Source organism: Kitasatospora sp. NPDC086801, assembly GCF_044745805.1.
In the GTDB taxonomy this organism is placed as follows: domain Bacteria; phylum Actinomycetota; class Actinomycetes; order Streptomycetales; family Streptomycetaceae; genus Kitasatospora.
The window spans coordinates 185718-206366 of record NZ_JBIVAX010000009.1 but is presented as its reverse complement, the minus strand read 5'-3'; the positions used below and the strand labels follow the sequence as shown (position 1 = coordinate 206366).

21 protein-coding genes and 1 riboswitch are annotated in these 20649 nt (G+C 72.7%); of the genes, 14 read left to right on the top strand and 7 right to left on the bottom strand.

Annotated elements, in window-relative coordinates; genetic code table 11:
- Nucleotides 1–117 precede the first annotated feature (117 nt).
- The 3 genes from ACIPLC_RS14095 to ACIPLC_RS14085 form a co-directional block, all read right to left on the bottom strand.
- On the bottom strand, nt 118–1605 hold the full coding sequence (locus tag ACIPLC_RS14095; protein WP_400473216.1) for an FAD-dependent monooxygenase: 1488 nt from the start codon (nt 1603–1605) through the stop codon (nt 118–120).
- A gap of 155 nt (nt 1606–1760) precedes the next feature.
- The gene (gene paaN, locus ACIPLC_RS14090; RefSeq protein WP_400473215.1) at nt 1761–3461 is read right to left on the bottom strand and encodes a phenylacetic acid degradation protein PaaN; all 1701 of its coding nucleotides are present in this window, start codon (nt 3459–3461) and stop codon (nt 1761–1763) included.
- A gap of 149 nt (nt 3462–3610) precedes the next feature.
- On the bottom strand, nt 3611–4879 hold the full coding sequence (locus ACIPLC_RS14085; RefSeq protein WP_400473214.1) for a hypothetical protein: 1269 nt from the start codon (nt 4877–4879) through the stop codon (nt 3611–3613).
- A gap of 139 nt (nt 4880–5018) precedes the next feature.
- Between ACIPLC_RS14085 and ACIPLC_RS14080 the strand changes: the two genes are divergently transcribed.
- Nucleotides 5019–5606, top strand: a complete 588-nt coding sequence (locus ACIPLC_RS14080) for a TetR/AcrR family transcriptional regulator (protein ID WP_400473213.1) — start codon at nt 5019–5021, stop codon at nt 5604–5606.
- Between the two features lie 47 nt (nt 5607–5653).
- On the opposite strand, the gene ACIPLC_RS14075 is transcribed toward ACIPLC_RS14080, so the two are convergent.
- A complete protein-coding gene (locus ACIPLC_RS14075; protein WP_400473212.1) occupies nt 5654–6121 on the bottom strand; it encodes an Lrp/AsnC family transcriptional regulator in 468 nt (155 codons plus the stop codon).
- A 149-nt stretch (nt 6122–6270) separates the two neighbouring features.
- Between ACIPLC_RS14075 and pdhA the strand changes: the two genes are divergently transcribed.
- From pdhA to ACIPLC_RS14055, 4 genes are all read left to right on the top strand, one after another.
- Entirely contained in the window at nt 6271–7410 is a 1140-nt protein-coding gene (gene pdhA, locus ACIPLC_RS14070) for a pyruvate dehydrogenase (acetyl-transferring) E1 component subunit alpha (RefSeq protein WP_400473211.1), read from the top strand.
- A complete protein-coding gene (locus tag ACIPLC_RS14065; protein WP_400473210.1) occupies nt 7410–8411 on the top strand; it encodes an alpha-ketoacid dehydrogenase subunit beta in 1002 nt (333 codons plus the stop codon). The genes pdhA and ACIPLC_RS14065 overlap by 1 nt, the downstream gene beginning before the upstream one ends.
- A complete protein-coding gene (locus tag ACIPLC_RS14060; protein ID WP_400473222.1) occupies nt 8411–9784 on the top strand; it encodes a dihydrolipoamide acetyltransferase family protein in 1374 nt (457 codons plus the stop codon). The genes ACIPLC_RS14065 and ACIPLC_RS14060 overlap by 1 nt, the downstream gene beginning before the upstream one ends.
- Before the next feature lie 222 nt (nt 9785–10006).
- Complete coding sequence (locus ACIPLC_RS14055) at nt 10007–11653, top strand: globin domain-containing protein (RefSeq protein WP_400473209.1); 1647 nt, start codon at nt 10007–10009, stop codon at nt 11651–11653.
- A gap of 23 nt (nt 11654–11676) precedes the next feature.
- Here ACIPLC_RS14055 and ACIPLC_RS14050 read toward each other — a convergent pair whose 3' ends face one another.
- Nucleotides 11677–12219, bottom strand: coding sequence for an NUDIX domain-containing protein (locus ACIPLC_RS14050; protein ID WP_400473208.1), 543 nt, complete (start codon nt 12217–12219; stop codon nt 11677–11679).
- Between the two features lie 328 nt (nt 12220–12547).
- Here ACIPLC_RS14050 and ACIPLC_RS14045 point away from each other — a divergent pair, with 328 nt between their 5' ends.
- Together ACIPLC_RS14045 and ACIPLC_RS14040 are read left to right on the top strand one after the other, a co-directional pair.
- On the top strand, nt 12548–13372 hold the full coding sequence (locus ACIPLC_RS14045) for an IclR family transcriptional regulator (protein WP_400473207.1): 825 nt from the start codon (nt 12548–12550) through the stop codon (nt 13370–13372).
- Between the two features lie 252 nt (nt 13373–13624).
- Nucleotides 13625–14050: an SsgA family sporulation/cell division regulator gene (locus ACIPLC_RS14040; protein WP_400473206.1), complete on the top strand. Its 426-nt coding sequence runs from the start codon at nt 13625–13627 to the stop codon at nt 14048–14050.
- Between the two features lie 136 nt (nt 14051–14186).
- Here the strand turns inward: ACIPLC_RS14040 and ACIPLC_RS14035 are convergent, their stop codons facing one another.
- Nucleotides 14187–14567 carry a phage holin family protein gene (locus ACIPLC_RS14035; RefSeq protein ID WP_400473205.1) on the bottom strand — a complete coding sequence of 127 codons (381 nt, stop codon included), beginning with the start codon at nt 14565–14567 and terminating at the stop codon, nt 14187–14189.
- A 153-nt stretch (nt 14568–14720) separates the two neighbouring features.
- On the opposite strand from ACIPLC_RS14035, the gene ACIPLC_RS14030 reads away from it, so the two are divergent.
- The 7 genes from ACIPLC_RS14030 to ACIPLC_RS14000 all read left to right on the top strand — a co-directional run bounded on the left by ACIPLC_RS14030 (nt 14721) and on the right by ACIPLC_RS14000 (nt 19927).
- Nucleotides 14721–15038 (top strand): cupin domain-containing protein, encoded by a 318-nt coding sequence (locus ACIPLC_RS14030; protein WP_400473204.1) that lies wholly within the window; start codon nt 14721–14723, stop codon nt 15036–15038.
- An 88-nt stretch (nt 15039–15126) separates the two neighbouring features.
- Entirely contained in the window at nt 15127–15795 is a 669-nt protein-coding gene (tenA, locus tag ACIPLC_RS14025; protein WP_400473203.1) for a thiaminase II, read from the top strand.
- A gap of 215 nt (nt 15796–16010) precedes the next feature.
- Nucleotides 16011–16211 carry a DUF5326 family protein gene (locus ACIPLC_RS14020; protein ID WP_063348421.1) on the top strand — a complete coding sequence of 67 codons (201 nt, stop codon included), beginning with the start codon at nt 16011–16013 and terminating at the stop codon, nt 16209–16211.
- Nucleotides 16212–16350: 139 nt separating this feature from the next.
- Nucleotides 16351–16485: riboswitch (TPP riboswitch) on the top strand.
- Nucleotides 16481–18337, top strand: coding sequence for a phosphomethylpyrimidine synthase ThiC (gene thiC, locus ACIPLC_RS14015; protein WP_400473202.1), 1857 nt, complete (start codon nt 16481–16483; stop codon nt 18335–18337). (Overlaps the previous riboswitch by 5 nt.)
- Before the next feature lie 109 nt (nt 18338–18446).
- The gene (locus ACIPLC_RS14010; protein WP_400473201.1) at nt 18447–18677 is read left to right on the top strand and encodes a FitA-like ribbon-helix-helix domain-containing protein; all 231 of its coding nucleotides are present in this window, start codon (nt 18447–18449) and stop codon (nt 18675–18677) included.
- Nucleotides 18674–19081 (top strand): type II toxin-antitoxin system VapC family toxin, encoded by a 408-nt coding sequence (locus tag ACIPLC_RS14005; RefSeq protein ID WP_400473200.1) that lies wholly within the window; start codon nt 18674–18676, stop codon nt 19079–19081. Before ACIPLC_RS14010 ends, ACIPLC_RS14005 begins: the two co-directional genes overlap by 4 nt.
- A gap of 273 nt (nt 19082–19354) precedes the next feature.
- Nucleotides 19355–19927 carry a dihydrofolate reductase family protein gene (locus ACIPLC_RS14000; protein ID WP_400473199.1) on the top strand — a complete coding sequence of 191 codons (573 nt, stop codon included), beginning with the start codon at nt 19355–19357 and terminating at the stop codon, nt 19925–19927.
- Between the two features lie 35 nt (nt 19928–19962).
- On the opposite strand, the gene ACIPLC_RS13995 is transcribed toward ACIPLC_RS14000, so the two are convergent.
- Nucleotides 19963–20526, bottom strand: coding sequence for a DoxX family protein (locus ACIPLC_RS13995; protein ID WP_400473198.1), 564 nt, complete (start codon nt 20524–20526; stop codon nt 19963–19965).
- Nucleotides 20527–20649 lie beyond the last annotated feature (123 nt).

The window sequence follows — 20649 nt, the reverse complement described above, 5'->3', positions numbered from 1 at the left end:
GGGGGGGGGGGGGGGGGGGGGGGGGGGGGGGGGGGGGGGGGGGGGGGGGGGGGGGGGGGGGGGGGGGGGGGGGGGGGGGGGGGGGGGGGGGGGGGCCCCCCCCCCCCCCGGCGGGGGTCAGGGGGTGCCGAGCCAGGCGGTGAGGGCGGTGCGGAGCTCGCCCTGGCCGGGGTCGACGGCGCCCCAGGCGGCGTAGCCGTCCGGGCGGATCAGCAGGACGGTGTCGCGCAGCTTGCCGTGCGGGTCGGCCGGGGCGGCGGTGACCATGCGGTCCGCCCAGGGTTCGGCGGCGGCCAGTTCGTCGTTGCTGACCAGGACGAACTTCCCCTCGCGCAGCGCCTCGTAGAGCCGCTCGGGGGCGGCCGGGGCGCCCTCGACGGGCTTGCGCAGTGCCGTCAGCCGCAGGTCCGGGACGCGCTTGCCGACCTGCGGGTGGGCGTCCTTCGGGGCCGGGTAGGAGATGTCGATGCCGGAGACCATCCGGGCGCCGCGCTCGGTGACCGGGTCGAGGTGGCCGCCGAGCGTGGTGAGCGCCCCGCGCAGCGCGCGGGTGGGGGCGGACTCGGCGAGCGCGAGCCGGATCAGCGCGCCGGAGGTGCGCAGCACCGTCCGGCCGACCGGGTGCCGTTCGCTCTGGTAGGTGTCGAGCAGGGCGTCGGTGGCGCGGCCCTGGAGGGCGGCGGCGAGCTTCCAGGACAGGTTGGCGGCGTCCTGGAGGCCGGTGTTCATGCCCTGGCCGCCGGCCGGGGAGTGGCAGTGCGCGGCGTCGCCGGCCAGGAAGACCCGGCCGGAGCGGTAGTTGGGGGCCTGGCGTTCGTCGCTGTGGAAGGTGGAGCTCCAGCGGACGTCGTGCAGGCCGTAGTCCTCGCCGAGGGTGGTCCGGGCGACGGCGGCGAGGCGCTCCGGCGAGGGGGCGGTGCCGTCCGGCTGCCGCTCCTTGCGGTCCCAGGCGATCAGCCGGTACCAGCCGTCGCCGAAGGGGGCGAGGAAGGAGAAGCCGGTCTCGTCGGCGCCGACGGTGATGGTGTCGGCGGGCTCGCGCTCCAGCCGGACGTCGGCGAGCATCACGGAGTCGACCACGGACTCGCCGGGGAACGGGATGCCGAGCAGGTCGCGCACGGTGGAGCGGACGCCGTCGGTGCCGACCGCGTACCGGGCGGTGAGGGTGCTCCCGTCGCGGGTCTCCAGGGTGACGCCCTCGGCGTCCTGCCGCAGGGCGGTGACCTCGGCGCCGCGCAGGATGGTCGCGCCGGCCTGCTCGGCGCGGTCCTGGAGCAGCCGCTCGACGTGGTACTGCGGGGTGATCAGGACGAACGGGAAGCGGGTGGGCAGGGAGCTCAGGTCGATGCCGAAGCGGTTGAACATCCTCAGGCCGGTGACCGGGCGGCCGGTGGCGATGAGGTCGTCGGCGAGGCCGCGGGCGTCCAGGAGCTCCAGGCTGCGGGCGTGCACGGCGAAGGCCCGGGTCAGGTTGGACTCGGCGCCGCGCTTCTCCAGGACGGTGACGCCGACCCCGGCCGCGGCGAGATCGCCGGCCAGTAGCAGCCCGGTCGGTCCGGCACCGACGATCAGGACGTCGGTGGCGGTCGTCGGCTTCGCGGTCATGTGTCAGCTCCCGGTGTTCGGAGGGCGGTTGGACGCCGTGTCCGGCGTTCTCCCAGCCTCCATCATCCCGGGCCCGTCGGGAGCTGTGAACCGCCGGGCCCCGGCGGTGGGTGACCGCCGGGGCCCGGAGCGGATCGGACGGGCCGGGACGGCGCTCAGCCGTGCCGGCGGACCTCCACGGTGCGGAACCGGTTGGCGACGAACGCGCCGTCGCAGTAGGCCGAGTTGGCGGCCGGGTTGGCGCCGGTGCCGTGCAGGTCGGAGAAGGCGGCGGTCTGGTTGGGGTAGACGCCGCCGGTCAGGTTGAGCGACAGCGAGACGCCGGCGTCGAGCGCGGCCGCCACCAGCAGGGCCTCCACCTCGGGCGAGGTGGTGTAGCCGGAGGCGGTCATGGCGCCCTTGTCGCGGACCGTGGTGCGCAGCAGTTCGACGGCGGCGGGGGTGGACTCGACGGCGACGGCGAAGGAGACCGGGCCGAAGCACTCGGTGCGGAAGACCGCGCGGTCGTCCGGCTTGTCGGCGTCCAGCTTGACCAGCGCGGGGGTGCGGACGGTCGCGCCGGGGAAGTCCGGCGAGGTCACCGCGCGCGGGGCGAGGGCGAGCTCGCCGTACTCGCCGCCGGCCGCGGCGGCCGAGCGCTGCAGCACGCCGGGGTTGACCACGGCGCCGAGGACGGCGGCGGCGCGGGCGTCGTCGGAGAGCAGGCCGTCGATGGCGGCGGCGAGGTCGGCGACGACCTGGTCGTAGGACTTCTCGCCCTGGTCGGTGGCGATGCCGCCGCGCGGGATCAGCAGGTTCTGCGGGGTGGTGCACATCTGGCCGCTGTAGAGCGAGAGGGCGAAGGCCAGGTTGCCGAGCATGCCCTTGTAGTCGTCGGTGGAGTCGATGACGACCGCGTTGACGCCGGCCTTCTCGGTGTACACCTCGGCCTGCTTGGCGTGCTCCTCCAGCCAGTCGCCGAAGGCGGTGGAGCCGGTGTAGTCGATCAGCCGGATCTCGGGGCGGACGGCGAGGGTCTGGGCGACGGTGCCGCCCTCGTGCTCGACGGCCAGGCAGACCAGGTTCGGGTCGTAGCCGGCCTCGGCGAGCACCTCGCGGGCGGTCCGGACGGTCAGCGCGAGCGGTAGTACGGCGCGCGGGTGCGGCTTGACCAGCACCGGGTTGCCGGTGGCCAGCGAGGCGAACAGGCCGGGGTAGCCGTTCCAGGTGGGGAAGGTGTTGCAGCCGACCAGCAGCGCGAGGCCGCGCGGGACGACGGTGAACTCCTTGGTCATCACCAGCGGTTCGCGCTTGCCCTGGGGCTTGGTCCAGCCGGCCCGGCGGGGCAGCCGGGTCTGCTCGGCGTAGGCGTAGGTGACCGCCTCCAGGCCGCGGTCCTGGGCGTGCGGGCCGCCGGCCTGGAAGGCCATGCCGTAGGCCTGGCCGGTGGTGTGCATGACGGCCTGGCCGAACTCGTGGGAGCGGGCGTTGATCCGGTGCAGGATCTCCAGGCAGACGGCGGCGCGCTCCAGCGGGGTGGCGGCGGCCCAGCCGGGCCGGGCGGCGCTCAGTGCGGCGATCAGCGCGTCCGGCTCGGCGTGCGGGTAGCCGATGCCCAGCTCGATGCCGTACGGGGAGGCCTCGCCGCCGACCAGGTCGCCGTCGGCGGGGTGGCCGTCGAGGGTGAACGGCTGGCCGAGGAGGGCGTCGAAGGCGGCCTTGCCGTCCGCGGGGCCGCTCTCGCCGTACGCCTTCGGGAACTCGGGGTAGGGCGACCAGTAGTCGCGCTTGGCGGCGGCGTCGAGGGCGGCGTCCAGGGTGGCCTGGTGGCGCTCGACCAGCTCGCCGACGAGGGGGTGGGTGACCGCTGCGGACATCTGTGCGCTCCTCAGGAGGGAGGACGGGACACGTCACAGGGTAACCGAACGATCGGTCGGTTCAAGAGGGTGCAGGGGACGGAATCCGGGAAAACGCCCGGGGGCGCGTCCGTGGCGGACGCGCCCCCGGGGCGGATGAGGGGCAGGGCCTACGGCACGCCCAGCTCGAAGATGACGTACCCCGCGTACCAGCCGGAGGCGACCGCGCCGAAGCCCAGCACCGCCGCCAGCACCGGCCAGCTGAGCTTGCGCATCGCCACCGCGAGCGCGATCAGCAGCGGGAACGCCGGCAGCAGGTAGCGCGAGACGTTGCCGAAGATGCCCAGGCTCCCCAGCACCGAGACGATCGTGGCCAGCGTGTAGGCGGTCAGCACCAGCGGCGGGCGCAGCCGGATCAGCAGCACGATCAGCACCGGCAGGGTGAGCACGATCAGGGTGGCGAAGAGGTCCGGCACCGGGAACGCGAACGGGTAGTCGTTGCGGCCGAGCAGCACGCCGCGGATCGCGTGCCAGGTGCCCTGGCCCCAGTCGAAGTAGTGCAGCCAGGCGTCGTGCTGGAGCCGGAAGTAGCCGCCCCACTCGCCCGTCCGCCAGCCCACCCAGGCCACGTAGCCGAGCAGGCCGACCGGGGCCAGCAGCATCGCGGTCAGCGGGCGCAGGACACCGCTCTCCCGCCGGTACAGCTCCACCAGCGCGGCCAGGCCGACCGCGCCTATCAGCGCCGCGGCGGTCGGCCGGTTGAGCCCGGTGACCAGGGTGATCACCCCGGCGGCGATCCACTGCTTGGTCATCACGCAGTAGCAGGCCCAGGCGGCCAGTGCGACGAAGGTGGAGTCCGAGTAGACCGCCCACTCGGCGCCCGAGCCCGGGGCGATCGCCCAGATCCCGGCCGCGATCACGCCCGCCCTGGGGCCGGCCATCCGGTCCACCACGGCGTAGATCCCGGCGGCGGCGAACAGCGAGGCCACCACCGACACCAGCATCCCGGCGCCGTACAGGCCGAGGCCGGTGACGTCCGAGGTCATCCGCATCAGGCCCGGGTAGAGCGGGAAGAACGCGGCGGAGTTCTGCTCGACGCTGAAGCCGACCGGGCCGTTCGGTATCGGGATCAGCGCCGGGTGGTAGCCGAACTGGGCCACCTGCTGGTACCACCAGCCGTCCCAGGTGGCCAGCACGTCCCAGGGGTTGGCGCCGCCGCCGAACCGGGCCGGCTTCTTGAGGTAGTCGCCGGAGAAGGAGAGCAGCTTCATGAAGACGGTGAAGCCGATCAGTTTCAGCACCGCGTAGCACCACACCGCCGGCCCGAACCGGACCACCAGGGCGCGGGCGCCTTCCCGCCAGCCGCCGCCGGGCACGCCCTCCGGATCATCGCTGCGCTGCTCGGGCACGTCGGAGGCGACGGCCGGTATTGCGTTCATTCGGACTGGACCCCACCCTGCTGGACGTGGACGATCGTCCGCCGAGTCTAGGGCCTGCCCCGGCCCGTGCCCGGACGTCTGGTGTGGACCAACCGGACCCGATCGCGTACGGCGCGGGGCGGCCGGGGATACTCGGAGGATGGCCGATCACACCACGCGCACCGCCTACACCGTGGAGTCACTGCTCGCGGTGACCGTCGACGTGTTCAACGAGCGCGGCTACGACGGCACCTCGATGGAGGACCTGTCCCGGGCGGCCGGGATCTCCAAGTCGTCCATCTACCACCACGTCCGCGGCAAGGAGGAACTGCTGCGGCTGGCCGTCGGGCGGGCGCTGGACGGGCTGTTCGCGATCCTGGCCGAGCCGGCGGCGGTGCGGGGCCCGGCGGTGGAGCGGCTGGAGCACGTGGTGCGCCGCACCGCCGAGGTGCTGCTCGCGGAACTGCCGTACGTGACGCTGCTGCTGCGGGTGCGCGGCAACACGGTGACCGAGCAGTGGGCGCTGGAGCGGCGCCGGGAGTTCGACCACCAGGTCGCCGAGCTGCTGCGGGCGGCGGTCGCGGACGGTGCGCTGCGCGCGGACGTCGAACCGCGGCTCGCCACCCGGCTGCTGTTCGGGATGATCAACTCGATCGTGGAGTGGTACCGGCCGGGCCTCAAGGGCACCGACGGCGTCGCGGACGCGGTCGTCCACCTGGCCTTCGACGGGCTGCGCGCCCGCGGTTAGGTGCGTGCCCCGGCGCCGGCGCGCGGACGGGAGCTCGAAGACGGGTCCTACGGCCCGTCCGGGGGGACCTGGTCGGTCTCCTCGAAGATCAGCATGGTCCGGGTGCCGAGCACCTGGGGGATGGACTGGATGCTGCCCAGCACCAGCTCCCGCAGCGCGTGGTTGTCGGCGGTGTGCACCAGCAGCAGGACGTCGAAGTCTCCGCCGACCAGGGCGATGTGGGCGACCCCGGGGAGCTCCAGCAGCTGCTCCCGGACCGTGCGCCAGGAGTTCTGGACGATCTTCAGGGTGATGTACGCGGACGCGCCCTGACCTGCCCGTTCGTGGTCGACCCGAGCGGTGAAACCGCGGATGACACCGTCCTCGACCATCCTGGAGATACGGGCGTAGGCGTTCGCCCGGGACACGTGCACCCGCTCGGCCACCGAGCGGATCGAGGCGCGGCCGTCCTGCTGGAGCAGCCGCAGGATCGAACGGTCGACCCGGTCGAGTCTGGACATCTGTTCAGCCGACATGACCCCCCACCCCCGCCGATTGGACACACTGCCACCAGTCGACCGCCGCTCAGGCCGAATGTCCACCACCTTGTCACGCTTCTGGTCAAGATGAACAGACGACCGAACAATCGGTAGGGAGCCCCCGCCACCCCAGGAGGTGCCCCGAGATGACCGTTCTCGACCACAGACACCACACGGCGGTGCCCGGCTGGACACCCGGGGCCACCGCCCCGCGGACCGACCCGGCCCCCCTGCTCCCGGACGCCTCACCGGTCCGGGTGCTCGGCACCCCCGCGCTGGAGAAGTGCGACCCGGCGCTGCTGCGCGAGCTGTACCGCCGCCTGGTGGTCGGTCGCCGCTTCAACCAGCAGGCCACCACCCTCACCAAGCAGGGCCGGCTGGCCGTGTACCCGGCGTCCACCGGCCAGGAGGCCTGCCAGGTCGCCGCCGCGCTGGTGCTCGGCGAGGCCGACTGGCTGTTCCCCAGCTACCGCGACACCCTCGCGGTGGTCTCCCGGGGCATCGACCCGCTGGAGGCGCTGACCCTGCTGCGCGGCACCGCCCACACCGGCTACGACCCGCGCGCCACCCGCACCGCCCCGCTCTGCACCCCGCTCGCCACCCAGGCCCCGCACGCCGTCGGGCTGGCGCACGCCGCCCGGCTGGGCGGCGAGCCGGTGGTCGCGCTGGCCATGCTCGGCGACGGCGGCACCAGCGAGGGCGACTTCCACGAGGCGCTGAACTTCGCCGCGGTGCTCCAGGCGCCGGTGGTCTTCCTGGTGCAGAACAACGGCTACGCGATATCCGTCCCGCTCAGCGCGCAGTCCGCCGCTCCCACCCTGGCCCACAAGGCCGTCGGCTACGGCATGCCGGGCCGGCTGGTGGACGGCAACGACGCGCCCGCCGTGCACGGCGTCCTGGCCGAGGCGGTCGAGCGGGCCCGGACCGGCGGCGGCCCGACCCTGGTCGAGGCGCTCACCTACCGGGTCGAGGCGCACACCAACGCGGACGACGCCACCCGCTACCGCACCGATCCGGAGGTGGCCGCCTGGCGGGAGCACGACCCGATCCTGCTGATGGAGCGCTCGCTGCGCGAACTCGGCGTCCTGGACGACGCGCTGGCGCGGGCGGCGGCCGACGAGGCGGAGGCGCTCGCGGCCCGGATGCGGGCCGAGTTCCACGCCGACCCCGAACTGGACCCGATGGCGCTGTTCACCCACGTCTTCGCCGAGCCGACCCCGCAACTCCGGGAACAGGCCGCCCAGTTGTCCGCCGAGCTGGCCGCCGAGGCCGAGGTGCAGCACTGATGAGCACTGCTACTCCCCCGCGAACCGCGAGCATGGCGCAGGCGCTCAACGCGGCCCTGCGCGACGCCCTGCGCGAGGACCCGGCGGTGCACGTGCTCGGCGAGGACGTCGGCGCGCTCGGCGGCGTCTTCCGGATCACCGACGGGCTGACCGCCGAGTTCGGCCCGGACCGCTGCCTGGACACCCCGCTGGCCGAGGCCGGCATCCTCGGCACCGCGATCGGCATGGCCATGTACGGGTTGCGCCCGGTGGTCGAGATGCAGTTCGACGCCTTCGCCTACCCGGCGCTGGAGCAGTTGTTCTCGCACGTCGCCAAGATGCGCAACCGTACGGCCGGCAAGCTGCCGCTGCCGATCACCGTCCGCATCCCGTACGGCGGCGGCATCGGCGGGGTCGAGCACCACAGCGACGCCTCCGAGGCGTACTACGCGGCCACCCCCGGCCTGCACGTGGTCACCCCGGCGACGGTGGCCGACGCGTACGGGCTGCTGCGGGCCTCGATCGCCTCCGACGACCCGGTGGTCTTCCTGGAGCCCAAGCGGCTCTACTGGGGCAAGGACGGGTTCGACCCGGCCGCCCCGGTCGAGCCGATCGGCCGGGCCGTACTGCGGCGGGCCGGCACCTCCGCCGTGCTGATCACCTACGGGCCCTCGCTGCCGGCCTGCCTGGAGGCGGCCGAGACGGCGAAGGCCGAGGGCTGGGACCTCGCGGTGCTGGACCTGCGCACCCTGGTGCCGTTCGACGACGAGACGGTCTGCCGGGTGGTGCGCTCGCTCGGCCGGGCCGTGGTGGTGCACGAGGCGAGCGGCTTCGGCGGCACCGGCGCGGAGATCGCCGCCCGGGTCACCGAGCGCTGCTTCCACCACCTGGCCGCGCCCGTGCTGCGGGTGACCGGCTTCGACATCCCGTACCCGCCGCCGATGCTGGAGCACCACCACCTGCCCGGGGTGGACCGGATCCTGGACGCGGTCGCCCGGCTGCAGTGGGAGGACCGAGGATGATGCCCGTCGTGCGCGAGTTCCGGCTGCCCGACCTCGGTGAGGGACTCACCGGGGCGGAGGTGGTGCGCTGGCTGGTCGAGACCGGCGAGGTGATCGCGGTCGACCAGCCGGTGGTGGAGGTGGAGACCGCCAAGGCCGTGGTGGAGGTGCCCTGCCCGTACGGCGGGGTGGTCACCGCCCGGTACGGCGAGGCTGGCGAGGAGATCGCCGTGGGCGCGCCGCTGGTGACGGTCGCGGTGGCTCCGGCGGAGGGGCCTTCGCTGTCGGTCGAGGCGGCGGCGGAGGCGGCGGCCGGGATGCCGGTCGAGGCGGCAGCGGAGGTGGAGCGGCCGTTGGTCGGGTACGGGGTCGCCGAGCCGGGGAAGGGCGGGCGGCGGCGCCGGGTGGGGGCTGCGGCTGCCGTTCCTGCCGCCGTTCCGGTTGCCGCTCCGGCTCTGGCTCTGGCTCCGGCTCCGGCTTCTGCTCCGGTTCCCGCGCTGGTGGTGCGGACCCTTCCGGGCGTGGTGCCGGTGATCTCGCCGCTGGTGCGGCGGCTGGCCCGGGAGCAGGGGGTCGACCTGGCCGCGCTCTCCGGCAGCGGCCCGGACGGGCTGATCATGCGCGCGGACGTCGAACGGGCGGTCGCGGCGAAGGCGGCTGCGCCGACGACCCCGGCTGCTCCGGCCGCTTCGGCGGCGGTGGTGCGGGAGGGCGTCGTCCCGCTGCGCGGGCTGCGCAAGGCGGTGGCCGAGAAGCTCAGCCGCAGCCACCGGGAGATCCCCGCCGTGACCTGCTGGGTGGACGCCGATGCCACCGAACTGATGCTGCTGCGGCGGCAGTTGAACGCAGCCCCGGGCCCGAAGGTGAGCGTGCTGGCGCTGCTCGCCCGGATCTGCACGGTTGCGCTGGCCCGCTTCCCGGAGCTCAACTCCAGTGTCACGGAGGATGGTTCGGGCATCATCCGGCACTCGGCGGTGCACCTGGGCTTCGCCGCGCAGGGCGAGCGGGGTCTGGTCGTCCCGGTGGTGCGGGACGCCCACCTCCGCACCACCGAGCAACTCGGCGAGGAGCTGGGCCGGTTGACCGAGGGGGCGCGCGACAGCTCGCTCACCCCGGCCGAACTGACCGGCGGCACCTTCACGTTGAACAACTACGGGGTGTTCGGCGTGGACGGCTCCACCCCGATCCTCAACCACCCCGAGGCGGCGATGCTCGGGGTCGGTCGGATCGTCGCCAAACCCTGGGTGCACGAGGGGGAGTTGGCGGTGCGCGAGGTCGTGCAGCTGTCGTTCACCTTCGACCACCGGGTCTGCGACGGCGGTGCGGCGGGCGGCTTCCTGCGCTTCGTCGCGGACTGCGTGGAGCGGCCGGGGACGCTGCTGCGGCAGCTCTGAGCGCGGCATGGTCGCCCTGGGTGCGTCGAAGGCAACCCAGGGCGACGGGGCGCGAATCGGGTGAGAGTAGCGCGTCCCGGGCCCGGGTGTCCGGGCTTCGCGTGATTTGTCGGATGAGCAGTTCGGGCGTGCCACGCTGCCTGGGCGTCAGTAGAGACGCCAAGGTGGTGGCGCAGGCCGGCCGGAGGCGAAACGATTCTCTTGGGTACTCGAAACGCTGCGGTGAAGTCCCGCAGAACACTTCTGGTCCGCACCGGGCACGGCTCGGCGGGGGCCGCCTCCGTCCCGGGCCTGCCGGAGCTCCCGGCGGGCGCGGTGGCGGACGTGATGACGGGCGCGGCGGACACAGCGGCGGACACGGTGGTGATGGACGGGCTGGGGCCCGAACGGCCGCCGAGGCCGCTGGATCCGCCGGACCTCCCGCCGCCGGCCCCGGCGGAGGCGCCGACGGCCGTCCTCCCGGCGGTTCCCGCTCCGCCGGCGTGGCCGCCGGCCGTCCCCGGGCCCAGCTGTCCGGAGCCGCCGGTCGGGCCGCCCGCCGCAGCGCCCGCCACCCCGGCGTTCCGGCCGCTGTTCACCGATGCACCCAGCCTCAACTGGGCTGGCCCCGGCGACAGTTGGACCAGGGCCTGGGCCGCTCAGGAGTCCGCCGAGGGCCGGCCGGCCCAGCCGCCGGCCCCGCTACCCACCCCGCTGCCCGCCCCCGACCACAGCGGCTCCGCCGTCGAACAGCCGCTCACCGCACGGGACGTCGAGCTGATCCGGGCCAGTCTGGCGGTCGTCGAGCCGGTCGCCGACCGCGCCACCGCGCACTTCTACGCGCTGATCTTCCTGCACCACCCCGAGGTCCGGGCGCTCTTCCCGGCCGCCATGGACGTCCAGCGCGACCGTCTGTTCCGCGCGCTGCTGGCCGCCGCCCGCAGCGCCGACGACCCGGCCGGCCTGCGCGTCTACCTGGGCGCGCTCGGCCGCGGCCACCGCCGGTACGGCACGCTGACCGGCCACTACGGCCCGGTGGGCGAGTGCCTGGTGCAGGCGCTGGCCAGGTACGCGGGCGGCCGGTGGGACGCCGAGACGGAGCTGGCCTGGCGCCGGGTCTACCGGCTGGTCTCCTCGATCATGATCGAGGCCGCCGAGGACGCCGCCCGCACCTCGCCGCCCTGGTGGCAGGGGGAGGTGGTCCGGCACGAGCGCCGCACCCGGGACGTCGCGGTGATCACCGTCCGGCCGGACCAGGCGTACCCGTACCGGGCGGGGCAGTACACCAGCGTGGAGACGCCCTGGTGGCCGCGGGTCTGGCGGCACTTCTCGTTCGCCTCGGCCCCCCGCCCGGACGGGCTGCTGACCTTCCACGTGAAGGCCGTCCAGGCGGGCTGGGTGAGCAATGCGCTGGTGCACCGGGCCGCGCCCGGGGACGTCCTGCGGCTGGGCCCGGCGGCCGGCACGATGACCGTCGACCACGCCGCCGGTGCGAGCCTGCTCTGCCTCGGCGGCGGCACCGGCATCGCGCCGATCCGCGCGCTGGTCGAGGAGGTGGCCGAGCGCGGCACGCCGGTCCGCGCCGTCGACGTGTTCTACGGGGCCCGCAGTGCCGCCGACCTGTACGAGCTGGCCGGGCTGGACGGGTTGGCCCGGCGGCTGCCCTGGCTCACCGTGCGGCCGGTGCTCTCCGGCACCGGGCCGGCCGAGGGCGCGCTGACCGGCGAACTACCGGAGGTGGTGGGCCGGTTCGGGCCGTGGGTCGGCCGGGAGGCGTTCCTCAGCGGGCCGCCCGCGATGGTCCGCCGGGGCGTCGGGGTGCTGCTGCGGTCGGGCGTGCCGGCCGAGCGGATCCGGCACGACCTGGTGGGCGACCTCGCGGCGGGGTGATCGGTGGGAACCAGGGGTGGTGGTCAGCCGAGGTCCGGGGCGAGCAGCGCGCGGACGCCCTCGATGTTGGCAGCCAGGTACGCCCGCAGCCGGGGTGGGACGACGTTGACGGAGGTCACCCCCTCGCGGGTGAACGGCAGCCGGACCACCTGGTACTCGCCGTTGGGCTCGTCCACCTCGGGCCCGTGCCGCCGGCTGAGGTCCATCGAGGCGAGCCGGCAGACGAAGAAGTGCTGCACCTTGACCCCGTGCGGGTGGAGCAGGGTGCCGTCGTCGTGGTGGGTGTGGCTGATGGTGTCGACGAAGGCGGGCACCACGTCGACGACCTTGCCGCCGAGTTCCTCGTCCACCTCGCGGTGCAGCGCCTCGACCACGGTGCGGTCGCCGCGCTCGACCCCGCCGCCGGGGGTGATCCAGTAGGGCCGGGGCGAGCCGGGCCGGACCCGTCGGATCAGCACGATCGAGGCCGGGCCGTACGGGTCGTCCGGGTCGAGCTCCAGCAGGATCGCCCGCGCGGTGCGCTTCACCACCGGGCGAGGCGGCGGGGTTCGGTTGTCGGGGCCCATGGCGACCTCCGGGGCTGGAGCGTTGTGCGGGAGTCTCCCGCGGGGCGGTCCGGCCGAAACCCGCCCGAACCGGTGCGTCCGTTCGGGGGCGGGGAGTAACCGGGGATGGATCTTGGATAGCGAAGGTGAATCTTGAACCGATCTTCCAAATGTCGATTGATTCCGATTTCTCACCTTCGATTCGAAGGATTTTGCCGAGTGATCGGGAGAAGAGTGATTGCAGGGAGGTCATCCCTGTGCTGCAATGAGCCACTATCGGGCAGATCGGAGTGCTTCGCTCCGGATGCCCTTTCTGTGCATTGACTCGGGCTGGGGGATGGACGTGGCCATGGATCAGATCGCAGAGCCGTCCAGGACGGTCCGCACCGGGCGCGTCGCCAGGTCGCCGACGCCCACCTCGCCGCCGGGCAAGGGCCGCGGCCCCACCCTGATCGGCTCCGTCCAGCGGGCGCTGCGGCTGCTGGAGGCCGTCGGGGCGTTCCGGCAGGGCGCCACCGCCAAACAACTGGCCCGCGCCGCCGGACTGCCGCTCGGCACCGCCTACCACCTGCTGCGCACCCTCACCCACGAGGGCTACCTCCGGCGCTCCGACGGCCGGTTCTTCTACGGGGAGTCGGTGAACGGCATAGGCCGGGCCGACGACCGGCAGTCCGACCGGCACGACCTGCGCACGCGGATGCAGCGGTTACGGGACGAACTCGGGGCCCCCGTCTACTTCGCGCTCTACCGGGACGGCGAGATCCACGTGGTGGACGTCGCCGACGACCCCGGCCGACCCGCCGTCGAGCCCTGGGCCGACTTCCGCGCCACCGGCCACGCGCACGCGATCGGCCAGTGCCTGCTCGGCCAACTGCCCGAGGAGGAACGCCGTGACCACCTCGCCCGCCACCTCCCGGTCGGACTCACCCCCTCCACCCTCACCGGCGAGGCCGCCGTGCTGCGCCGGCTCGCCTCCCTGCGGCCGACCATGCCCGTCCTGGAGCGCCAGGAGTACGCGCTCGGCACCGTCTGCGCGGCCGTCCCCATCACCATCGGGCCGGTGGTCGCCACCATGGCCCTCTCGCTGCCGGTCGAACAGGCCGACCGGCTGACCGCCGCCGCCAGCCAACTGCGGCGCAGCGTGGGCGCGATGGGCTCGTCGTTCGTCCTCTGACGCTCCTCGTGCCGGCACGAATCCCGTTCGTTCACCATTTGAAAAAGCACACCTTGTCCACGACGTCCCCAAACATGGACGATGAGTATCGAACAGGGATCAGTTGCGCGAAACCGTCAGAAAACGCCCCGCACCCAGCAATTGACGCCCAACGCCCCACGCCCCACACTCCACACTCCACGCCCGACACCCCACGGCCCACGCCCACCCCCCCACGGCCCACCCGGCCGCCCCACGAGAGGTACTGGCGCCATGCAGCACAGCACAGTCCAGGGCCACCTGGTGATGAACCTCGTGGTCTCGCACGAGCTCTCCTTCCGCATCGTGGTGGACCTGGAGTACGAACCCGGCGACCCGTACGCCGTCCGGTTCACCTTCCACCTGCCCGGCGACGAACCCGTCACCTGGGTGTTCGCGCGCGAGCTGCTGCTCGACGGCATCAGCCGGCCCTCCGGCGAGGGCGACGTGCACATCCACCCGGTCGGCGAGGAGCTCACCGAGGTCTGCATCGTGCTGCACTCCCCCGAGGGGGACGCCCTGCTGCGGGCCTCGGCGCCGCCGCTGATCGCCTTCCTGGCGCGCACCGACCGGCTGGTGCCGATGGGGCAGGAGATCACCGGTCAGGAACTCGACGCCCAGCTCGCGGACATCCTCCGGGGGTGTGAGAACGCGGGGTGAGCGGTGGCCGCACCGCCGCCACCGGCGAAGGGGCCCGCGCCGGGTGAACCACCCGGGCGCGGGCCCCTCTCGTGTCCGGCCGGGTCGCGCCCGGCCGGGTCGTGTCCGGTCAGCCGGTGTCCGGCCACGGCCGAGGTCAGTCGTCGTCCAGGGCCAGGTGCAGGCCCCACGAGACCAGGCTGATGATCAGCGAGCCGAGCAGCGCGGGCACGAAGCCCGTGACGTTGAAGTCCAGGTTCAGCTTCCCCGCCGCCCAGGAGGTCAGCCACAGCATCAGGGCGTTGATCACGAAGGTGATCAGCCCCAGGGTGAGGATGAACAGCGGGAACGAGAACAGCTTCACCAGCGGCTTGATCAGGAAGTTGACCAGGCCGAAGACCAGGGCGACGGCGACCACCGTCAGGGCCTTGTGGCCCAAGTCGGCCTTGCCGCTCGCGAGTTGGATACCGTTGACGATCCAGGCGGCGACCCAGATGGCCACCGCGTTGATCAGTGTCTTGATGAGGAAACCCTTCATGACGCCCAAGCCTGGCAGGCACCGCCACCCCGGGGGAAGCTCTCCTCGGACATGTTGGCGCTCCCGTCGGACATCTTGGCGCTCCCGGTCCGGTGCCCCTGGTGTTGAATGCCCTTGGCCCGGAAGGCGGATGGACGAAGGAGGCGGGCAGCGGTGAAGCTGTTCCGGCTGGACGAACTGGACACCGAACGCGCGGCGAACGACGGCGCGTACCTGCGCTTCCTGCGCGAACCGCGGATGTCCGCCGGGCTCTACGCGCTCTCCCCCGGTGACGCCGACCCGCAGACCGTGCACGACCAGGACGAGATCTACCAGGTGATCAGCGGCCGCGCCGAACTGACCGTCGGCGCCGAGACCGCCACCGTCGGGCGCGGCACCGTCGTCTACGTCCCGGCCGGCACCCCGCACCGCTTCCACCACGTCACCGAGGAGCTCCGGGTCCTGGTGGTGTTCTCCCCGCCCGAGGACTGACTGCCCAGGACCGCCCAGGACCGCCCAGGACCGCCCAGGACCGCCTGGGACCGCCTAGGACCGCCCAGGACGGTCTAGGGTCCTGGGCATGAGCAAGAGCCTGACGGAAGAACTCTGGGCGGCCATCGAGTCGGTGTACGCCGAGATCCTCGCCCACCCCTTCATCGGTGGCCTCACCGACGGCACCCTGCCGCGTGCGGCCTTCCGCCACTTCGTCGTCCAGGACTCGCACTACCTGCGCGACTACGCCCGCGCCCTCGCCGTCTGCGCCGCCAAGGCGCCCGGCGAGGAGGACGTGCGGGCCTTCGCCGACGACGCGGTCGGCGCGCTGGCCGCCGAACAGGGCATGCACGCCGAGTTCCTGACCGCCTTCGGCGGCAGCGCCGAACAGGCCGCCGTCGAACCGGTGCTGCCCACCACCCGGGCCTACACCAGCTACCTGCTGGCCACCGTCTACGGCGGCTCCTTCGCCGAGGCCGTCGGCGCGGTGCTGCCCTGCTACTGGATCTACGCCCGGGTCGGCGAGGCGCTGCTCGCCCAGGGCTCCCCCGACCCGCTGTACGCCAAGTGGATCGCCACCTACGGCGACGAGGCGTTCCAGTCCGTCGTCCGCCGGGTGCTGGCGCTCACCGACCGGCTCGGCGAGGAGATCTCGCCCGCCGAACGGCGCCGGGTCGTCGAGCACTTCGCGACCACCTCGCGCTACGAGTGGATGTTCTGGGACGCCGCCTGGCGGGGTGAGCGCTGGCCGGTCTGACCGCTGGTCGCAGGGCGTCCGGCACCCTTCCCGGGGGTCGTCCCCGAGGCCCGGACCCGGGTCTCCCCGGGGCCCCGGGTCGGGGTGATCTAGGGGTTCTCTCCGGGCCGGCAGGCCTCGTTCCGGCCCTGGTGTCCCCGTACGATCGAAGTACCGAAGCAAGCGGGATACGGCACCAGACGGCAGCCGACCCCACGGGGAGAGAAGGATCAGACATGGCTGAGCTCTGGAAGTCGCTGCCCTCCTGGGTGCGGAACATCGTCATCCCGGTGCTGGTCCTGGTGCTGCTCTGGAACATCGTGGGATTCGTCTTCGGTGTCGTCGGCGCCCTGCTGAGCATCATGATCAAGGTGCTGGTGGTCGCCGGCATCGCCGCCGCCGTGGTGGTCCTGGTGAAGAAGGCCGCCAAGGGCTGAGGAACCGCACGAGGCCCGGCCCCTGTCCAGGGGGCCGGGCCTTTCGGCGTTCCGGGCGCGGGTTTCGGCCACCCGGACCCCCTCTGGACCTGCGGCGATCGGCTCGCTACGGTGTTGGGCGTCATGTGCAGGCAACACCGCCTGCCGACGCGGGAGCTCGGAGCACCGGGCTGAGAGGGCGCTGACCGGGACGTCGACGGACGGACCGACGGCTGCGTCGACCGCAGGAACCTGACCGGGTAATGCCGGCGTAGGGAGTATGAGGTCAGATGACCACGTTCGAAGCACAGCCGCAGCCTGCCCGCAGCACCGGGACCAGCGGCACCGGGGCCGGCACCGCCGCCGCAGCCACCGTCACCAGCGCGGGCACCGGCTACCCGACCCCGGCCTGGCGCAAGGCCTACCGCGAGGGGTCCCGGCCCGACCTGCGGGTCCCGTTCCGCGAGGTGCAGCTCACCAACGGCAGGACCGTCCCGCTGTACGACACCTCCGGCCCGTACACCGACCAGGCCTTCGAGCCCGACGTGCGGCGCGGTCTGCCCGCCCTGCGCGACGCCTGGATCCGCCAGCGCGGCGACGTCGAGGAGTACGACGGCCGCGAGGCGCGCCCCGAGGACGACGGGATCAAGCACACCTCGCCGCGCGGCGGAAACCTGCGCAACCTGGACGCCGTCTTCCCGGGCCGCCCGCGCCGCCCGCTGCGTGGCCGCGGTGGTGCCGCCGTCACCCAACTCGCCTACGCCAAGCGGGGCGTGGTCACCCCCGAGATGGAGTTCGTGGCGCTGCGCGAGGGCCTCGCCGCCGAGTACGTGCGGGCCGAGGTGGCCCGCGGCCGGGCCGTCATCCCGGTCAACGTGAACCACCCCGAGGTGGAGCCGGCGATCATCGGCACCAACTTCCTGGTGAAGATCAACGCCAACATCGGCAACTCCGCCGTCACCTCCTCGATCGAGGAGGAGGTGGAGAAGATGACCTGGGCCACCCGTTGGGGCGCCGACACCGTCATGGACCTCTCCACCGGCCGCAACATCCACACCACCCGCGAGTGGATCCTGCGCAACTCCCCGGTGCCGATCGGCACCGTGCCGCTCTACCAGGCCCTGGAGAAGGTCGACGGCAAGGCCGAGGAACTGAGTTGGGAGGTGTACCGGGACACCATCATCGAGCAGTGCGAACAGGGCGTCGACTACATGACCGTCCACGCCGGCGTCCTGCTCCGGTACGTCCCGCTGACCGCCCGCCGCAAGACCGGCATCGTCTCGCGCGGCGGCTCCATCATGGCCGCCTGGTGCCTGGCGCACCACCAGGAGAACTTCCTCCACACCAACTTCGAGGAGCTCTGCGACATCCTCGCGGGCTACGACGTCACCTTCTCGCTCGGCGACGGCCTGCGCCCGGGCTCCATCGCGGATGCCAACGACGAGGCGCAGTTCGCCGAACTGCGCACCCTCGGCGAACTCGGCCGGATCGCCCGTGAGCGCGACGTCCAGGTGATGATCGAGGGCCCGGGCCACGTCCCGATGCACAAGATCAAGGAGAACATGGATCTCCAGCGGGAGATCTGCGACGAGGCGCCGTTCTACACCCTCGGCCCGCTCACCACCGACGTCGCCCCCGGCTACGACCACATCACCTCGGGCATCGGCGCCGCGATGATCGCCTGGTGGGGCACCGCGATGCTCTGCTACGTCACGCCCAAGGAGCACCTGGGCCTGCCCAACCGCGACGACGTCAAGACCGGCGTGATCACCTACAAGATCGCCGCCCACGCCGCCGACCTCGCCAAGGGCCACCCCGGCGCCCAGGCCTGGGACGACGCCCTGTCCGACGCCCGCTTCGAGTTCCGCTGGGAGGACCAGTTCAACCTGGCCCTCGACCCGGAGACCGCCCGCGCCTTCCACGACGAGACCCTCCCCGCCGAACCCGCCAAGACGGCCCACTTCTGCTCCATGTGCGGCCCGAAGTTCTGCTCGATGAAGATCTCCCAGAAGATCCGCGACGAGCACGGCGACGGCTCGACGGCCGTGAACACCGAGTTCGACGCCGACGCGCTGGCCGGCATGGCGGAGAAGTCCGCCGAGTTCGCCGCCCAGGGCAACCGGGTCTACCTCCCGCTGGCGGACTGACGCTCCTGCGCCATGGGCGAGCCCTCTCCGGATGCCGGGGAGGGCTCGCCGCTCGAACGGGCCAGCCCCATCGTCTGCATTGTGCAGCTAGTGATGCTGAAGTGCCGATATGACGGCGCTCACCATCCGGGACGTCCCGGACGACCAGATCCAGACCCTGAAGGTTCGCGCCGCCCAGGCGGGCAAGTCGCTCCAGGCATTCATGCAGGACCTGATCGCCAGGGAGGCGTCCAAGCCCACGATGGCGGAGATGATGGAGCGACTGAACCGGGAGGCCACCGCCCGCGTCAGCGCCGCGGACATCGTCGCGGCCATCGACGAGGGACGAGCCGGGCGTTGATCGTCATCGACTGTTCCGCTCTGGTCCTTGTCCTCACGGCCCACAGCTCCGACGGAGAGCTCATCCGGAGCCGTGTGGCCGAGGCGGGCGACGTCTACGCTCCGACCCTCCTGGACTACGAGATCCAGGCGGCCCTCCTCGGCGTGCAGCGTGGCGGCAAGCTGACCGAGAAGGAAGTGGAAAAGGCGGTCGCTGCCTACCGGATGCTTCCCCTCGTCAAACGGGAGACGCTGCCGTTCTGGGACGGAGTGAAGAGGCTGCACGCCGACCTCAGCGCCTACGACGCCCAGTACGTCGCCCTGGCGGAAGCCCTCGGCGTACCGCTGATCACCAGTGATGCGAGGATCGAGCGCAGCGGCGCGGCAAAGTGCGAGATCGAGATCTTCGCCTCGATCCGCCCTTAGCCGGAGCAGCGCGTCCCAGTGGTGCCTTCGTCCTGCCCGACGTCCACCAGCGCAGCGTCCGCGACATTCCGACCTGGGCGGGTAGCGGCATGCCGCGAGGTGGTGTTCCTCCCGGTCGGAGGCGCGCGGAGAAATGGGCGGGCGATGACCGATGAGTTCCTTCATGATCCGGAGTCATAGATCATGGTTGCGCGCTGCGGCCGGGAGTGTGGTCGAGGCGCGCACCGGTCGGATCCGCCGAGAAGTCAGACACGGAAAACCGAGGAACCTCAGATGCGCACCCTGATCAGCACCGCCTTCATCTCCCTCGACGGCGTCGTGGAGGCCCCGGGCGGCGAGCCCGGTTACCGGAACTCCGGGTGGACCTTCAAGGACGTGGAGTTCCTCCCCGAGGCGTTCGAGATCAAGGGCCGGGAGCAGCGGGAGGCCACCGCGATGCTGCTGGGCCGGGCCAGCTACCAGGCATTCAGCCCGGTGTGGCCGGACATGGCGGACTTCTCCGACTACAAGGTGATGCCGAAGTACGTCGTCTCCACCACCCTCGGCGAAGGCGACCTGGTGTCGAACTGGGGCGAGACCACGATCCTGCGCTCGCTCGACGAGGTCGCCGCGCTGAAGGAGACCGAGGGCGGCCCGATCATCGTCCACGGCAGCGCGGCCCTGAACCGGAGCCTGTCGGACGCGGGGCTGATCGACCGTTACCACCTGCTCGTCTTCCCGCTCCTGCTCGGTGCGGGCAAGCGTCTGTTCAGCGGCACGGACAAGGACGCCCAGAAGCTGAGGCTGGTCGAGCACGAGGCCTACGCCAACGGTGTGCAGAAGAACGTCTTCGACGTCGTCCGCTGACCAGGCCGGTGCGCGGGCGGGGGCGGCAGCACTGGCTAGAGGGTGACCCCTTGCAGGGACAGCACGATGGCCGCGCCGATGCCGCCCAGCCCCAGGGCGGTGGCCATGCTCCACCACCCGCCGTGACCCCAGCGGAACGGACGGTCCAGCGACAGGCGGCCGGGGCCGAGGGCGGAGACCGCGATCGCGATCAGCGCCAGGCACAGCGGGTACTCCATGCCGCCCTTGTCGGCCCACAGACCGCTGCCCGAGGAGACGGACATCGCGTTGATCATCACCCCGATCACGGCGGCGGCCGCCAGCGGGGTGAACAGCCCGAGGGCGAGGCCCAGTCCGCCGCCCAGCTCCGAGGCGCCGCCCAACGCGGCGAAGAGAACACCGGGGCGGTAGCCCAGGGCCTCGAAGCCCTTACCGGTGGCGCTCAGACCGGCGCCACCGAACAGGCCGAAGAGTTTCTGGGCGCCGTGGCCGGCCAGCAGCAGGCCGGCCAGCCGGAGCACCAGCAGGCCGACATCGGCGGCGGACACCGGCGGCGCGTGCGCGGAGGTCCGAACGGCGTGGTGGGCGGAGGCCCGTAGCCGCTCAGCGGTCAGTTTCATGGTGAGGCTCTCCTCCCGCGCGCCGCTACCGCCGCGAGCGGGGTCGCCTCCCTCCAGGCGTCGGCGCGCAGATCGGATCGGCCGGGGCGCGACTCGCGCCGCCGTCGACCAAGTCCAGGAACA

Coding starts and splice junctions, on each gene's coding strand:
- ACIPLC_RS14095 (WP_400473216.1), bottom strand. CDS start 1,605: ATGACCGCGAAGCCGACGACCGCCACCGACGTCCTGATCGTCGGTGCC.
- paaN (WP_400473215.1), bottom strand. CDS start 3,461: ATGTCCGCAGCGGTCACCCACCCCCTCGTCGGCGAGCTGGTCGAGCGC.
- ACIPLC_RS14085 (WP_400473214.1), bottom strand. CDS start 4,879: ATGAACGCAATACCGGCCGTCGCCTCCGACGTGCCCGAGCAGCGCAGC.
- ACIPLC_RS14080 (WP_400473213.1), top strand. CDS start 5,019: ATGGCCGATCACACCACGCGCACCGCCTACACCGTGGAGTCACTGCTC.
- ACIPLC_RS14075 (WP_400473212.1), bottom strand. CDS start 6,121: ATGTCGGCTGAACAGATGTCCAGACTCGACCGGGTCGACCGTTCGATC.
- pdhA (WP_400473211.1), top strand. CDS start 6,271: ATGACCGTTCTCGACCACAGACACCACACGGCGGTGCCCGGCTGGACA.
- ACIPLC_RS14065 (WP_400473210.1), top strand. CDS start 7,410: ATGAGCACTGCTACTCCCCCGCGAACCGCGAGCATGGCGCAGGCGCTC.
- ACIPLC_RS14060 (WP_400473222.1), top strand. CDS start 8,411: ATGCCCGTCGTGCGCGAGTTCCGGCTGCCCGACCTCGGTGAGGGACTC.
- ACIPLC_RS14050 (WP_400473208.1), bottom strand. CDS start 12,219: ATGGGCCCCGACAACCGAACCCCGCCGCCTCGCCCGGTGGTGAAGCGC.
- ACIPLC_RS14045 (WP_400473207.1), top strand. CDS start 12,548: ATGGATCAGATCGCAGAGCCGTCCAGGACGGTCCGCACCGGGCGCGTC.
- ACIPLC_RS14040 (WP_400473206.1), top strand. CDS start 13,625: ATGCAGCACAGCACAGTCCAGGGCCACCTGGTGATGAACCTCGTGGTC.
- ACIPLC_RS14035 (WP_400473205.1), bottom strand. CDS start 14,567: ATGAAGGGTTTCCTCATCAAGACACTGATCAACGCGGTGGCCATCTGG.
- tenA (WP_400473203.1), top strand. CDS start 15,127: ATGAGCAAGAGCCTGACGGAAGAACTCTGGGCGGCCATCGAGTCGGTG.
- ACIPLC_RS14020 (WP_063348421.1), top strand. CDS start 16,011: ATGGCTGAGCTCTGGAAGTCGCTGCCCTCCTGGGTGCGGAACATCGTC.
- thiC (WP_400473202.1), top strand. CDS start 16,481: ATGACCACGTTCGAAGCACAGCCGCAGCCTGCCCGCAGCACCGGGACC.
- ACIPLC_RS14010 (WP_400473201.1), top strand. CDS start 18,447: ATGACGGCGCTCACCATCCGGGACGTCCCGGACGACCAGATCCAGACC.
- ACIPLC_RS14000 (WP_400473199.1), top strand. CDS start 19,355: ATGCGCACCCTGATCAGCACCGCCTTCATCTCCCTCGACGGCGTCGTG.
- ACIPLC_RS13995 (WP_400473198.1), bottom strand. CDS start 20,526: ATGAAACTGACCGCTGAGCGGCTACGGGCCTCCGCCCACCACGCCGTT.